This window comes from Alkalihalobacillus phoenicis (assembly GCF_047302405.1).
GTDB lineage: Bacteria > Bacillota > Bacilli > Bacillales > Bacillaceae_D > Alkalihalobacillus.
This window is the reverse complement of sequence record NZ_CP154853.1, coordinates 3593862-3609089: the sequence shown is the minus strand read 5'-3', so window position 1 is coordinate 3609089 and position 15228 is coordinate 3593862. Positions and strand designations below refer to the sequence as shown.

Genomic DNA, 15228 nt, shown 5'->3' with positions numbered 1-15228 from the left:
CATTCACTATGATTCACGTGAAGAAAGCGTTAAATAATAATGTCATTATCGCAGAGCACCCAGATTATGAAGAAATTATTTTAATTGGTAAAGGGCTCGGTTTTGGCAAGCGTGCTGGTGACATCGTAGCTGGAGAACGTGCGGAGAAGTTCTTCGTTCTAAAAGATACGGAGGAACAAAAGCAATATTTAAAGCTACTTGAGTATGTTGATGAGACTTTTATTGAAATGATGGATGCCATTATTACCAAAATAGAAGAACGGTTTAAAGTCGAGTTGAATGAGCATATTCATGTAGGATTAACTGACCATCTCTTTTTTGCGATTAAACGAATTAGAGAAGGATTAGGGGTCAAAAATCCGTTTCGTAAAGAGACTGAGCTTGCTTATCCGAAAGAGTATGCAATGGCAGAAGAAATTGTCGAATCACTCAGCGATTGGCTGAAGCTCCATATTCCAGAAGGGGAAGTAGGTTTTATAGCTCTCCACATTCATAGTGCCCTTACAAATAGGGAGCTTGCGGAAATTAATAAGGAAACCCTTCTTGTTGCTGATTTAGTTGAAGTTATTGAAGAGAATCTTAAAATAAAAGTTGATAAAAAAGATATGAACTATTTGCGTCTTGTTCGCCATATTTATCATACGATTGAGCGTGTTCAGGCTGAAAATTATATGGAGGAACAGGAAGCTTTGAAAAAGGTGTTGCAAGAACAATATCCTGTATGCTACAATTTGTCATGGAAATTGATGAAAGTCATGCAACAAAAATTAAAGAGATCTGTACCGGATGCAGAAGCGGTTTATTTGACACTTCATTTGCAAAGATTGATGAAAAGATAGCAAATTTCTTCTCCATGCATTAACTGGTATGTCTCATAACTTTATAAAACACCAAAACGAACATTTTCCGTGTTACTGGTTAAGCAGGCATGAGCGAAAAGGTTGTATAGGGTGTGAATAACTAGGGAAACTTAACCATAATTTGGTTGGGTTCCCTCCCGATTCACATGCTGTATTGCTTTTTTACTCATGCTTTTTTGTTGTTTTGAATTTATCTTTTCATTATTTGTTGTTGATAAAAATATATAAAAAGGAGATGGTTTAGAAATGTTTAAAAAAGCTTTCGGACAGTTACAACGTATTGGTAAATCATTAATGTTACCGGTTGCGATTTTACCAGCTGCTGGTTTGCTACTAGGTTTCGGTAACGCAATGAGAAATCCGAGTATAACGAACATCATGCCATTTTTAGAAAATGACTTTTTTAATAGCATGGCCATTATGATGGAAGCGGCAGGCGGAATTATTTTTGATAACTTAGCTCTCATATTTGCCCTTGGAGTGGCCGTTGGATTGACAAACGGTGCTGGAGTTGCGGCTTTAGCGGCTCTAGTTGGTTACCTCGTTATGAACGTAACGATGGGAGTTATAGGTAATTTGACTTTGGAAAAGGTATTAGAAGGAGGAGACCCAGCCTTCGCACTAGTGCTTGGGATTCCAACGCTACAAACAGGGGTATTCGGTGGTATTATTATCGGGGCACTCGCTGCTTGGGCTTATAATAAATACTATGAAATAGAACTACCTGCTTTCTTAGGATTTTTTGCAGGAAAACGTTTTGTTCCGATTGTTACAGCTTTTTCAGCTTTCTTTATCGGGGTTGCTTTATTCTTTGTATGGCCTACGATTCAAACAGGCATGAATATGTTTTCTCAGTTTTTAATGGAAGAGGCAATGACTGCTGCCGTATTCTTCTTTGGATTTATTAAACGATTGTTAATTCCATTTGGTTTACATCACATTTTCCATGCACCGTTCTGGTTTGAATTTGGTAGCTATCAGACAGCTGCTGGAAACATGGTTTATGGAGATTTGAACATCTTCTTTGCTCAACTTCGTGATGGAGTCGAAATTACAGCTGGACATTTTATGGCGGGAGAATTCCCAATTATGATGTTTGGACTTCCAGCTGCTGCACTTGCGATGTATCATCAAGCACGACCAGAAAATAAAAAATTAGTCGGTGGTTTATTAGGTTCTGCGGCTCTAACTTCCTTTTTAACAGGAATTACAGAACCACTTGAATTCTCATTCTTGTTCTTATCACCATTATTATTCTTTTTCCATGCTGTTTTAGATGGATTGTCGTTTGTGGTTCTCTATTTCTTAAATATTAATATGGGGTATACATTCTCAGGGGGAGCCATTGACTTCCTATTATACGGTGTCTTGCCAGGCCGTGAACCTTGGTGGGTAGTAATTATAGTTGGTCTAGTGTTTGCCGTTATTTATTATTTCCTTTTCACTTTTATGATCAAGAAATTTAACTTAATGACACCAGGTCGTGAAAAGAATGACGATGCTGTAGAGGGTAATACGAAAAAAGGTAAAGCTGGAAAGACTGAGCTACCTTTTAATGTGTTAAAAGCTCTTGGTGGTAAAGAAAACCTAACACACTTAGATGCTTGTATTACACGTCTTCGTGTTTCAGTAGCAGATATTGATAAAGTAGAAAAGGATCGTTTAAAAGAACTAGGTGCATCTGGGGTTATGCAAATTGACAAAAACATCCAGGCTATTTTCGGACCACGATCAGAGACAATTAAAGGTCAAATTGAAGATATTATTGCAGGAAGAACACCAGTACCGGAAGCAGAACCTGAAGAGAAAGCTGCATCACCATCTGTTGAAGTATCAGCCGAAGACATCGAAGTTGCGGTGCCAATGACTGGTGAAATTAAGTCAATTACAGAAGTACCGGACAAAATGTTTGCTGAAAAAATGATGGGTGACGGATTTGCCATCGATCCTTCGGTAGAAAATGGAATTATGACTGTGACGGCTCCAGCCGCAGGAAAAATTGTCAACTTATTCCCAACAAAACATGCGATTGGACTTGAGACAGATAGTGGCAAGGAAATCTTAATTCATGTTGGGATCGATACTGTAAATTTAAAAGGTAAAGGGTTTGAAGCCTTAATCGAACAAGGACAAACAGTCGATCAAGGGCAACCATTACTAAAAGTTGATTTAGACATTGTGAAAAAAGAAGCAACTTCTGCTGTAACGCCAATCGTCTTTACAAATTTAGCCGATGACGAGTATATCGTCATTGAAGAAGGCTCAGCAAAAGCAGGAGAAACAAACCGTATTCGAATCGCCAAAAAATAACGATTTGATATGAGGGAGGAGACTTCTCAAATGGTCAGTTAATTTTGACCGTTTGAGGGGTCTTTTTTTGTTGTTGGGTGTGGGTTTAGTAATGGATTTATTGAGTTGAGGGGGGCGGGGTGCGAATCAATGAAGCCGAAAGCGATTGAATAAGAGCAGCGAAGGGAATCAAAGGGCGTCAATGAAGCCTGAAGCGATTGAATGAGAGCGGCGAAGGGAATCAAAGGGAGTCAATGAAGCCTGAAGCGATTGAATGAGAGCGGCGAAGGGAATCAAAGGGAGTCAATGAAGCCCGAAGCGATTGAGTCAAAGCCGCAAAGGGAATCAAAGAGTGCCAAAGAAGCCCGAAGCGATTAAATAAGAGCCATAAAGGGAATCAAAGGCCGCCAATGAAGCCCGAAGCGATTGAATGAGAGCGGCGAAGGGAATCAAAGGGAGTCAATGAAGCCTGAAGCGATTGAATGAGAGCGGCGAAGGGAATCAAAGGGAGTCAATGAAGCCCGAAGCGATTGAGTCAAAGCCGCAAAGGGAATCAAAGAGTGCCAAAGAAGCCCGAAGCGATTAAATAAGAGCCATAAAGGGAATCAAAGGCCGCCAATGAAGCCAAAAGCGATTGAGTCAAAGCCGCAAAGGGAATCAAAGGCCGCCAAAGAAGCCCGAAGCGATTGAATAAGAGCAGCGAAGGGAATCAAAGGGAATCAAAGGGAATCAAAGGCCGCCAATGAAGCCAAAAGCGATTGAATAAGAGCTGCAAAGGGAATCAAAGGCCACCAAAGAGGGCTAATAGGTAATTAAAAGCCAAAAAAGCCACCGAAAAGTTCATAACAAACTTTTCGGGGCTTTTAAATCTTCCATTTTAATCAATATTCACATTCAATTTTCCTTCAGCGAGTTCGCGTGTTTCGTTTCCGAAGTTATCGACGACTTTTACTTCGATTTCGGCTCCTTCTACTTTCACATTAGAGGTAGCGGTCCAATAACCGACGTAATAACCTTCTGATTCCTCACGCATTGGTAACTCATTTACATTTTGTACATTCGTAAGTGGCATCCGAATCGCAAATGTCGCATCGAGTCCAGGTTCACTTGTGAATTCGATTTTGACGGTTTCGCCGGCCTTTAAGTTTTTATCTTCTGATGGAGTTAAATCAGAAATGGTTGGAGCTGTAAATTTAGCCGTAATTGTGACGCTTGTCGAAGCCTCATTCCCAGCTAAATCAATGGCTGTTATTTCAATGACATTCTCGCCTTCATCTAATAAAACTCGTTGAGAGAATGAACCATCTTCATTGACGCTAACGGACTGACCATTAACAATAACCTCGTCAATATTCTCATCTTCAGCTGTTCCTGTGACAGTTACTGTTTCACGATTGGTTTTTGAACCATCAATGGGCTCATCAATCGTTAAGACGGGGTTTGTTTGATCGAGTACAATCGTAACAGCTTCAGATTCCGGACTTTCTCCGGCTTCAAGGAGAGCTTTTGCTGTGATTCCATTCTCGCCTTCCGCTAAATGTACATCTACTTCAAATTGTCCAGATTCATTAGTTGTCGTTTGAGCGACCTCTTCTCCGTGATTGAAAATGGCGACATCAGTTGATGGAGCGGACTCACCCGTAACAACAATTGATTCTTCATTTGTATAGGTTCCCGTTTCAGGCGACGTAATCGTTGGAGCTGTTAACTCATAATCGACAAGAGCACGGATCATATAGTTTCCTTCTGCTAATGGTGCTTGTGACCAAGCTCCACCAACATATTGCCAGCTACGTTCAGCATTTGGACCGTCTTCATCGGTCGCAAGCCCAGGTGTATTAGGGTTCGGATGGTTTTGGATATAGACTAAGTAGAAGTCACCTTCCACAACTAATCCATAATCAGATAAATCAACTTCCGTCCACGTACCATCACGATTAGCGGTAGCATCAATTGGATCCATTAAACGATTTCCAGGAGCCCCGTCTGGACCAGTGGCATCATAGACTGTCACTTGAAATTCGGTTCCACCAGGTACTGGCCATTCCGTATCCCAGAAGCGGAAAAGACCACCTGTGACCATTGCGGAATCCTGACCTTCCTCTAAGGACATTCTGACTGCCCATCCGTTACCTGCATCATAGAAGGCACGAGCATTTTCGGCTGTCCCATCGTCATAGCCAATTTCAGCTCCGTATCCGATAAATGGAGTTAGAGTAAAGTCTTCTACAATCGTTTCTCCACCTGTAATCGTAATCTCAACTTCAGCGCTATGGTATTGTGGAGCAAATACATATAATGTATACGTTCCTTCATAGGCTGTTAAGTCATATTGTCCGTTTTCATTTGTTTGTACAGGAACGACATTGGCATCTTCCATCAGCATAAGGGTTGCATTGGTGATGGATTCACCTGTTTGCTCATTCGTTACAGTACCTGATACATTTCCGGTCGGAATTTCTTCCAGGATAAAGTTAGCAACCGCTTCCTCTTCGTCAGCGATCGATACGGTTTGTTCGGCTGAACGGAATCCGTAGCTTTCAGCTCTTAAAGTGAAATCACCTTGAGCATGAAGAAGGCTGTACGAACCATTTGCAGGATTTGTTGTCACCGAACGACCCGTTTCCATTACGTGAACATGTGCTTGTAATGGTAGTAATGTTTGAGTTGGTTCTGGATTTTCGGCATCTGGCTCTTCAATAGGTGGTTTTTTTCCACCATCTCCATCATCCGGTTTAATTTTTTCAGCATCGATTTTTTCTTTAATATAGTCAATTTTATCAACAATCACTTGAACTACTTCTGTTACTTTTGATTTAATTCTCTTTAACGTATCATTAATAATAGAAGAGAATCCAAAACCAGTAACGGAATGAGTAGTAGTATTTTCATTGACTGTGTCAGCTTCTTCTTTTGGCTGTTCAACGCCTAATTGAGCGGCTGTTGAACCTAATGATTCTGATGAAATTGTGACGTCATCAATGTATAAGCCAGGGCGAACAACACTGAAATCAGTTGCTAAGTTGTAGGCGACATAGAGACGGTCGCTGTCATACTCAGTTAAATCGATTTCAACATCCTCCCAATCTGATGACACGCCATTAAAACGAACCGCTTGTTCCCAATTTTCTTGGTCCGTAGAGATAAACACATGTCCGAAGTCATAGTTTAACTCAATATTGTACCAAGCTTTGAATTGTAAATAAGCTGGCTCTCCATCTGTTAAATCAACTGGAGGCATAACGAGAGTCATATTAGCATTATTCGGGTAGTCAGCTTCTAAGTCTGTCCCATAGACTTTTTCACCAGAGGCGGCTGCGCTAGGGCCAGACTGTGGTACACCCCATTCCCATACGTCATTTGCTCCAAAGGAATACCAACCTACTGGATATTCTTCAAAGTCTTCAAAATATCCAACGGAAATACCTGGAGTGATGGATATCTCATAAATTTCACTTTCTGTTGTTAAGCCGACAAAATCAGTAACGACGATTTGATATTCAAGTGTATCACCAGAAATATCTTCGCCTGGAATCGTTACCGTATAAGTTCCTTCGAGGTGATTTCCTGAAAGGAGTTCTGCTTCAAGGGCTGTCCAGTCTCCGTCCACTTCATAACGAACCTCAACACTTGTGACACTGACATTATCTTTTGCGACAATGGCAAGTGGTAAATCCATATGAGAATAAGATTCAGATGGGCTCGTATGTTCAAAGCTAGGAGGTTCTGAATCGTCACCCTCTTTAGCGACTTGACCACTTACATAACCGAGACCTGTAACGACAGAAGACACAGCATCAAAAGCGTTGACTAATCCGTAACCATAACCGTGGTTAGGGGTAGTTGGATACTCGTCATTTGTCATTGGAATCGTTGTTTCAAGCATAATTTCTTCCAGTTGATCAACGGTTAAGGAAGAGTCAGCTTGTAATAATAAGGCAACGACTCCGGCTACGTGTGGAGAAGCCATTGAGGTACCATTATATCCACCTTGATAGATACTTCCAGGTACGGCCGAACGGATATTGACACCTGGTGCACTTAAGTCAGGTTTGATTTCATCATATGGTGATGGACCTCTTAAAGAAAATCCAGCAAGGTTATCACCAATATCTGTTGCCCCTGCTGCAAATGATTCTGGGTAGTTCGCAGGCACGGCTACTGAACCAGGGCCACCAGGGTTAAATAGGGTAGTATTACCTGCCGCGAATTGAGGGAAAATGCCAGCGGCACGCCAGTTTTGAACCATTTCACGATACCATTCATTCATCCCTGGTCCACCGCCCCAAGAGTTGTTGACCACATCTGGAGCCATATCAGGGCGCGGATTTCCATCTTCATCAGTAGGGGCTAAGATCCATTCTCCAGCAGCGAGTAAATCAACATCTGTACCACCTGCAGCAGTAAATGCTTTGACGGCAATCCATTTAGCTCCTGGAGCAACACCAACAGCGTTTGAGCCATCTGGTTCAACTCCAACCATTGTGCCAGTAACGTGTGTCCCATGCCCATCGTCATCGTATGGTGTAGATTCTCCAGCAGTCGCATCGAACCAACTAAATTGATGATCGGGGTTATTAGGATCTGCGGCGTCAAAACCACGATACTGTTCGATTAAAGCCGGATGATCCCATTGAACACCTGTATCAATCGTAGCGACAACAGTACCAGAGCCATCGATACCCATATTCCAAACCTCTGGGGCACCGACTCGTTCAATATTCCATTCAATGGAGCTTGTTTCGATTTCAGCAGGAGTTAATTCTGGAGTTTGTTGTGTAGGAGTCATGAGTTGTCTTGTTTCATTTGGAAGTACTTTTGCCACTTCAGGTCTTGCGGCAAGATCTTTCATAACATCCTCCGTTGCTGTTACGGCAACAGCATTGACAATATAGAAGGATTTATAATCTTGAACAGACTTTGTTTCTTGTTGTTTTTCTAACCAAGCGAGTATTTCATGCTGTGTTTCCATACTTGTTGCTTTTAAATGAGAAACAACAGCTGAGCGTTGCATTAATTTCTCTTGTGAAGGAGAAGCTTTTTGTTGGGTCGCGATAGACATCGCATCTTCTGCGACTTTCATCGTATCTACTTGTTCATCTAGTTTGACTAAAAAAGTAACATATTCTTCTTTTTCAAATTCAGAAAGCAGTCGATTACTAATTTTTTCTTGAACAGATGCACTATCTTTGACAGAAGTGTGTGGTGAACGGTTTGTCTCAGCCAATGCGTGATAAGGTGTTAACATGGAGAAAATAAGAAGTGATGCTAATAGGATAAGGATGAATCGGTTCTTCTGAAATTTCATTTACATATTCCACCTCTTCTTCATTATTTGGTAAAAAGCGACTTGACCTTCACCTCCTAAAAAGAAATTTGTAATAATATGTAAGTGTCGTGGTTGTTTTTTTATCTTAATCTATCAAAACTTGAAAGAAAATAGCATTTCCTATATTTACTAAAAAAGTAATTGGTAGAAGTTTTTCTAACTAGTACGTAATGATTAGTAGAGCGAAATATTAGATAGTCTAATTAGGAGGAATTATACGGGTCGAAATTAATTAATATGAAAAACTATGATAAAAACAGGAATTAACCTTGGAGAGATTTAAAAGATCATGATTTTTATTAAAAAAAATGGTTTGAAATTTAAAGAATGGTGGAAAAGAAGTGTAGTTTAGAAAACAAAAAACGGAGGACTTCCATATGACAAGACAAATTGTAAGTTCCATTATTATATTATTTGTGGCCTTTGTTATTGGGTATGATATTTTAACGATGGATGCGAGGGAATTAGAGCATAACCGCTATAATAATAACATTGATTATGGAATGGATTTATTTGTAGAGTTTGATGGAAGTGTGTTGAAGGTAAGTGCTGATGAAGAAAATAACGAGCGATTAGTGTTTGGTCCAAAGGTTTCCTCTTATCAAAAATTTTGGAGAATGCGCTTATTTGAAACAGATAAAATAAGCGGTACCGAAACATTTGTAAATCAGGACCTTGTCATCGAGCTTAGAGGGGATAACGAAACAGAACAATCTTTTTTTAATTGGTTAGAGGAACAAGGGGATCTCATTATTTTAAATGAAGACGACCTTTTAGTGAATGAGGAACAAATAAGAAAGCATCTGCTTAGCTTTATAGTAAGCAGCGACCATATCGACAATTAGTTTTTTGTTTGTTAAGGATAAGGTGAGAGCATAAAAGACGACAAAGTTCTAAAGGAACTTTGTCGCTTTTTATTTTAAAGGGCATTTTGTTAGTTACTCAACTTTCGCATTGAGAAAATCCGTTCAACTAGTTGGCAGAGCGAAAGGGAAGCTCTTAAACAAATGCCTTTGACACGTTTGAAAAGCGAGAACGCACTATCACACCAAACGGATAAACTGTGCAGTAAGAAAAAATAATAGGCCCTCCGGCGGTCGCTACCAAACAGACACTCCGCGTCCTGCAGGAACCTCATGAGCCTCCTCAGCACGCTTGCGGGGTCTCATTGGGCGGTTTATTCCTGCGGGAGTCTCCGTGTCTGTTTGTCCGCTAGATAATGGAATCGAATCTAGGTTCGGTTTTCTCCTTCCATGACTAATTCCGTTCCAGTTGTAAACAAATCCGTGTTGATGCTCTGTAGGTTAGCTAGATGATCGAGCTTGTTTCGATTTGAATCATGTCTTTTCATTACTGTAGACTTAGGAAAAAAATAGGTGGCAACTACCTATTTTTTTCCATAACCAACAAAGTGAAGAAGAAGGTCCTTCTGCGTTAGAAATAGCTGATTGAGAATGGCCATATCATCAAGCCTCTCCACGACACTTAGCGGACAAAACCATACGGAGACTCCCGCGGGAATAAACCGTGGAGCGAGACCCCGCAAGGCTTGCCGAGGAGGCTCGTAAGGTTCCCGCAGGACGCGGAGTATGGTTTTGGTAGCGACAGCCGAAGCACTTCATTTTAGTGAACAATTTCCTTCAACAGCCTACGAAGAGATGTGTTCAGACTGTCAACGATTGAACCGAACATGTAAAGTCAATTTGAGTCTTGTATCGCCCTAAAGTCAAACTCTATCAACGCTTAAGGGTCAATTATACGCTGCGAAAGTTGAGTTATTTATTATCATTTTCGTTATTGCTTTGTTGCATCTTTTTAATGATTTTTCGTAGTTGGAAATAACGGATAGCTAAGAAATAATCAAACGCAGCGAAGCCCATTAGAAGAATCGTCCAGACATCCCAACCTGACATATTGACACTTCTAATCGCTAGCATAATGAAGAGTGTTCCCATTGAAAAATAAACAATTGATATCGTTAAAGGTGAAAATCTCATAAAAGTCCTCCAATAAATAAAGCCGCTTGATTAAGTGATTCTTGCTGCTCTAATAGTTCATTGATAAAATCGCCAAGTAGGAGATTGAGAATGACGGCGATTGTATTAATCGCAATATGAGCAATAATCGGAACGAGTATTCGTTTTGTTTTGACATATAAATAAGCAAAGACAAAGCCCATGGCCGTATAAATGAGTAAATGACTAAAGTCAAAATGAACTGCCGCAAAAATAATTGAGCTTAATACGGCTGCAATTGGGAAATTAAATCGTTTATAAAGTGCTCCAAAAATAATCATCCGAAAAATAATCTCTTCTAAAATCGGACCAATAATGGAGACAATCAGAATCATTAATGGAAAGGTTTCGATCATGGCAATGATTTCAGCTGTATTTTCCGAACCAGGCTCAATTCCAAGAACCATTTGTTCCACAATATTAGCAAGGATTTGACCACCATAAGCCATTAAGATTCCTAATAAGGACCATCCAACCGCCTGCCAACGTGTCGAACGACCTGGGGTGCTATGGCGATTTTTCATATCTGGTCTAAGTAATAGTAAGATGATAATCAAGCCTAGTGAAAAGGAAATAATATGTGCTAATCCATCAACTTGACCTTTCTCAAGACCTAAGAGTAGAAGGAATTCGGCGATCGGAATCGCTGCAAGTTGGGCGATTAGTATGTATGTAAGGATTACGAACCAATAGCGTTTTGTCATTTAAAGTCTCCTTTATTCATGTTTCCTTCATTTATATTACCACAGCTCTTCATTTATCGCAGAAGATAACTCTTCTATATATTATTTTTATATCTATGAGTGGTTTTCATACAGGAATGAAGAGATATGACGAAAATTATCGATAAAAAAAGCAGAAAATCTAACGCAAAATACTTGCAAAAGGTGGATTGAATGATTATTATAATAATTGTGTTAGCACTCAAAAGGTTCGAGTGCTAATAATGAAACTATTACATATTATCTATTTGAAGGAGGTTGTTTTCCTTGTTAAAGCCATTAGGTGATCGTATTGTGATCGAGCAAGTTGAAACTGAGGAAAAAACAGCAAGCGGTATCGTATTACCAGACTCTGCTAAAGAAAAACCACAGGAAGGGAAAGTTGTTGCTGTAGGTGCTGGACGTGTAGCTGATAACGGTGAACGTATTGCACTTGAGGTTAAAGAAGGCGACAAAATCATTTTCTCTAAATATGCTGGAACGGAATTAAAGTACGATGGAAAAGAATACTTAATCCTTCGTGAAAGTGATATTCTAGCTGTTATCGGTTAATAGAACAAATTTGGGCACGGACCCGTTTATATTTATGATTCTTTTAGGAGGTAGAGACAATGGCAAAAGAAATTAAATTCAGTGAAGACGCACGTCGCGCAATGCTTCGTGGTGTAGATACATTAGCAAATGCCGTAAAAGTAACGCTTGGACCAAAAGGACGTAACGTTGTTCTAGAAAAGAAATTCGGTTCACCACTTATTACAAATGACGGTGTAACGATCGCAAAAGAAATCGAATTAGAAGATGCATTCGAAAACATGGGTGCTAAATTAGTAGCAGAAGTAGCAAGCAAAACGAATGATATTGCTGGTGACGGTACAACAACTGCGACTGTTTTAGCTCAAGCGATGATTCGTGAAGGTCTTAAAAACGTAACATCTGGTGCGAACCCAATGGGTATCCGTAAAGGGATTGAAAAAGCAACAGCTGCTGCGGTTACAGAACTTAAAAATATTGCGAAACCAATCGAGGGCAAAGAGTCAATTGCACAAGTTGCGGCTAACTCAGCAGCTGATGAAGAAGTTGGACAAATTATTGCAGAAGCAATGGAACGTGTTGGAAACGACGGCGTTATTACAATCGAAGAATCAAAAGGTTTCTCTACTGAATTAGAAGTAGTAGAAGGTATGCAATTTGATCGTGGTTTCGTTTCTCCATACATGGTAACGGATTCTGATAAAATGGAAGCGGTTCTTGAAAATCCATATATTTTAATTACGGATAAAAAGATTGCAAGCATTCAAGAAATCTTACCAGTTCTTGAGCAAGTGGTTCAACAAGGTAAACCAATTCTTATCATCGCTGAAGATGTTGAAGGGGAAGCTCAAGCAACATTAGTCGTAAATAAATTACGTGGTACATTTAATGCGGTAGCCGTTAAAGCTCCTGGATTTGGTGACCGTCGTAAAGCAATGCTAGAAGATATTGCGATCTTAACTGGTGGGGAAGTGATTACAGAAGATTTAGGTCTTGACCTTAAATCAGCGAACATTTCTCAACTTGGTCGTGCAAGCAAAGTCGTTGTGACAAAAGAAAACACAACGATCGTTGAAGGTGCAGGCGAACCAGCTCAAATTTCAGCTCGTGTCAACCAAATTAAAGCTCAAGCAGAAGAAACAACTTCTGACTTTGACAAAGAGAAATTACAAGAGCGTTTAGCGAAATTAGCAGGTGGAGTGGCTGTTCTTAAAGTTGGTGCCGCAACTGAAACAGAACTAAAAGAGCGTAAACTTCGTATTGAAGATGCCCTTAACTCAACTCGTGCTGCTGTTGAAGAAGGTGTCGTAGCTGGTGGTGGTACAGCTCTAGTTACGGTTATTGGAGCAGTTAAAGCTGTAGATGCAAAAGGTGATGAAGCAACTGGTGTGAGCATCGTTCTTCGTGCACTTGAAGAGCCAATTCGCCAAATTGCACACAATGCAGGTCTTGAAGGTTCTGTTATTGTAGAACGTCTAAAAGGCGAAACAGCGGGTATCGGTTTCAATGCAGCAACAGGCGAATACACTGACATGATTGCAGCGGGTATCCTTGACCCAGTTAAAGTAACTCGTTCAGCCCTACAACATGCAGCAAGTGTATCGGCGATGTTCTTAACAACTGAGGCAGTAGTAGCAGACTTACCAGAAGAAAATGCACCAGGAATGCCTGATATGGGCGGAATGGGCGGAATGGGTGGAATGGGCGGCATGATGTAATAATGCCCCTCTAACCCTTGGTATATAAGGATTTTTTAGTGAGTTTAGAGTGGTTTGCTAACATTGAGAATATTAACGGAGGCTTCTCATGAGTTCATTGAACTTGTGGGAGGCTTTTTTTTCATTACTTGTGTCACATGAAGGTAAATATTTTTGTTAATTTGATCGTTTGAATGCACAAGTGTCTATACTCAGAATGAGAGAGACGTCAGCTTCAGCAAAATGCAGTTTGAACTTAAAATGGGTCAGTAAATCTTGTAAAGGCTCACTTTAATTTAAAATTAAATCAATATATAATGAGAGTACACCATAATATAAAAAGTGCGTATGAAGTTAATGAGCAACATGATGACCCAGTACCGGACGAATTCTACAATAGGACAGGCAATTATGGATGGAATTCTGCAAGGTTATAAGAAATATCTTCAGGAACAAAGAGGAAAATGTACAACTATGTATGTAGGTACTGTTATACATGGACCAAAGGAATTCATAATAATAATTATTTGGATGAATATTCAGAATGCTAAGTGGGGAAATCCGCTGAATCTGGATATACTTGTGGTATCTTCAGGTTGGTCATGAGCGAACTGAAAGCATATTGCAGTAGATATATATAATTATAAAGTTAGATGACATATGATGGTCATTACAGATTGATGAAGGAGTTTAGTCTATGCTAACAAGGATTGAACAACGGTTTTATGAAAATGATAAGATGCGAACGAGTCAAACATACTCGATTAAAGATTTTATATTATGAAGTTTTACATTTCGGAAACTAAATAATCAAATTTAATTATATGTTTGAGTGAGAGAGGTGAGGCCAATGTTCGAACGAATAAATGAAAAGAAAGCTCTGCTAGATGCTAATCGACCATTACCTAAATATACAGTCAAAAGTTTACGTGAAAAGCTGTTACTTGATTGGACATATAATACAAATGCAATTGAAGGAAACACGTTAACTATTAACGAAACGAAGGTAGTACTAGAAGGTATTACTGTTGGTGGCAAAACACTACGTGAACACTTGGAAGTTATTAATCATCGGGATGCTATTTACTTTGTAGAGGAAATTGTACAAAAAGGTGAACCTTTGTCAGAATGGCAAATTAAGAGTTTACATCGACTTGTGTTAAAAGGGATCGATGATGAATATGCTGGTGTCTATAGGGATCAGCAAGTTTTTATTTCGGGTGCTAAACATATACCGCCGGCTCCCTTCCTCATCAAAGAAGAGATGGAACAGATGATGGTCTGGTACGAACAAACAGAAACGCAAGAATGGCATCCGGTTGTTCGCGGGGCTATGTTACACGCTATCTTTGTTGGAATTCACCCATTTATTGATGGAAATGGTCGAACATCACGTTTGTTATTAAATTTAGAACTTATGAAAAATGGTTATCCACCAATTGTTATTAAAGCAGAAAATCGAATAGCTTATTATGGAGCATTAGATAAAGCTCATATGCTAAAAGAATATGATGACTTTATTCAGTTAGTCACCAACGAAGTAGAAGACTCGTTAAACTTATATTTAAGTACAATTAATAAAAACGCTTAGAAAAGTAGACAGTAGAGTTGTCAGTTTAGGTTAACACCCCTATAGCCTATAGCATATTTTGTGCTACCAACAATTTGTTAAAGAAATATTTATTTCTTAATTCACTTTAAAATTTTTCAATTCTTTGTCTATACGGCTACGTTGCTATTATATCATAGTAGGGTTTGTGTCTTAAAAGTATGTAGTAGACGGTG

The 15228-nt window shown here is 39.6% G+C and carries 9 protein-coding genes; 6 read left to right on the top strand and 3 right to left on the bottom strand.

From position 1 onward, the window contains the following. The first annotated feature begins 8 nt into the window (after nt 1–8). Together glcT and ptsG are read left to right on the top strand one after the other, a co-directional pair. Nucleotides 9–839: a glucose PTS transporter transcription antiterminator GlcT gene (gene glcT / locus AA0017_RS16865; RefSeq protein ID WP_413376336.1), complete on the top strand. Its 831-nt coding sequence runs from the start codon at nt 9–11 to the stop codon at nt 837–839. A gap of 267 nt (nt 840–1106) precedes the next feature. Next, entirely contained in the window at nt 1107–3170 is a 2064-nt protein-coding gene (gene ptsG, locus AA0017_RS16860) for a glucose-specific PTS transporter subunit IIBC (protein ID WP_413376333.1), read from the top strand. An 856-nt stretch (nt 3171–4026) separates the two neighbouring features. Here the strand turns inward: ptsG and AA0017_RS16855 are convergent. Then, complete coding sequence (locus AA0017_RS16855) at nt 4027–8457, bottom strand: S8 family serine peptidase (protein ID WP_413376331.1); 4431 nt, start codon at nt 8455–8457, stop codon at nt 4027–4029. A 398-nt stretch (nt 8458–8855) separates the two neighbouring features. On the opposite strand from AA0017_RS16855, the gene AA0017_RS16850 reads away from it, so the two are divergent. Next, nucleotides 8856–9323: a hypothetical protein gene (locus AA0017_RS16850; RefSeq protein WP_413376330.1), complete on the top strand. Its 468-nt coding sequence runs from the start codon at nt 8856–8858 to the stop codon at nt 9321–9323. A 930-nt stretch (nt 9324–10253) separates the two neighbouring features. Here AA0017_RS16850 and AA0017_RS16845 read toward each other — a convergent pair. Both AA0017_RS16845 and AA0017_RS16840 read right to left on the bottom strand, forming a co-directional pair. After that, nucleotides 10254–10475: a YdiK family protein gene (locus AA0017_RS16845; protein ID WP_413376328.1), complete on the bottom strand. Its 222-nt coding sequence runs from the start codon at nt 10473–10475 to the stop codon at nt 10254–10256. Then, nucleotides 10472–11197, bottom strand: coding sequence for a CPBP family intramembrane glutamic endopeptidase (locus tag AA0017_RS16840; RefSeq protein WP_413376326.1), 726 nt, complete (start codon nt 11195–11197; stop codon nt 10472–10474). The genes AA0017_RS16845 and AA0017_RS16840 overlap by 4 nt, the downstream gene beginning before the upstream one ends. Nucleotides 11198–11482: 285 nt before the next feature. On the opposite strand from AA0017_RS16840, the gene groES reads away from it, so the two are divergent. The 3 genes from groES (at nt 11483) to AA0017_RS16825 (ending at nt 15034) form a co-directional block, all read left to right on the top strand. Further along, nucleotides 11483–11767: a co-chaperone GroES gene (gene groES / locus AA0017_RS16835; protein WP_413376324.1), complete on the top strand. Its 285-nt coding sequence runs from the start codon at nt 11483–11485 to the stop codon at nt 11765–11767. Nucleotides 11768–11826: 59 nt separating this feature from the next. Further along, nucleotides 11827–13464 (top strand): chaperonin GroEL, encoded by a 1638-nt coding sequence (gene groL / locus AA0017_RS16830; RefSeq protein WP_413376322.1) that lies wholly within the window; start codon nt 11827–11829, stop codon nt 13462–13464. Between the two features lie 829 nt (nt 13465–14293). Further along, nucleotides 14294–15034, top strand: coding sequence for a Fic family protein (locus tag AA0017_RS16825; protein ID WP_413376320.1), 741 nt, complete (start codon nt 14294–14296; stop codon nt 15032–15034). Nucleotides 15035–15228 lie beyond the last annotated feature (194 nt).

Excerpts from the sequence above, each read along its gene's own strand:
- glcT (WP_413376336.1), top strand. The coding sequence starts at position 9 with ATGATTCACGTGAAGAAAGCGTTAAATAATAATGTCATTATCGCAGAG.
- ptsG (WP_413376333.1), top strand. The coding sequence starts at position 1,107 with ATGTTTAAAAAAGCTTTCGGACAGTTACAACGTATTGGTAAATCATTA.
- AA0017_RS16855 (WP_413376331.1), bottom strand. The coding sequence starts at position 8,457 with ATGAAATTTCAGAAGAACCGATTCATCCTTATCCTATTAGCATCACTT.
- AA0017_RS16850 (WP_413376330.1), top strand. The coding sequence starts at position 8,856 with ATGACAAGACAAATTGTAAGTTCCATTATTATATTATTTGTGGCCTTT.
- AA0017_RS16845 (WP_413376328.1), bottom strand. The coding sequence starts at position 10,475 with ATGAGATTTTCACCTTTAACGATATCAATTGTTTATTTTTCAATGGGA.
- AA0017_RS16840 (WP_413376326.1), bottom strand. The coding sequence starts at position 11,197 with ATGACAAAACGCTATTGGTTCGTAATCCTTACATACATACTAATCGCC.
- groL (WP_413376322.1), top strand. The coding sequence starts at position 11,827 with ATGGCAAAAGAAATTAAATTCAGTGAAGACGCACGTCGCGCAATGCTT.
- AA0017_RS16825 (WP_413376320.1), top strand. The coding sequence starts at position 14,294 with ATGTTCGAACGAATAAATGAAAAGAAAGCTCTGCTAGATGCTAATCGA.